Below are 231 nucleotides of genomic sequence, written 5' to 3' on the forward strand. Positions count from 1 at the left end.
TTTACAGTTGTTGGAAATAATTCAGCAAAAGCAAGGCAAATGTATCCTCCCATACTATGACCAACCAAAATGTATTTCCGTAACCTTAAATGATTTAAAACTGCTTTTACCATTTCAGCTTGTGTTTCCATAGTATGTATATATCCAAGATTCTCAGATTTTCCATGACCTAATAAGTCAATTGCTATTACCTTATTTTGTTTAGATAATGTATCTGAAACAGCATTCCAC

At 32.0% G+C, this 231-nt stretch carries 1 protein-coding gene; it reads right to left on the reverse strand.

Annotated elements, in window-relative coordinates; all coding sequences use genetic code 11:
- On the reverse strand, nt 1–231 hold a 231-nt coding region (locus H2O73_RS24410; protein WP_182110852.1), incomplete at both ends, for an alpha/beta fold hydrolase.

This window comes from Vibrio marinisediminis (assembly GCF_014050145.1).
Taxonomy (GTDB): Bacteria; Pseudomonadota; Gammaproteobacteria; order Enterobacterales; family Vibrionaceae; genus Vibrio; species Vibrio marinisediminis.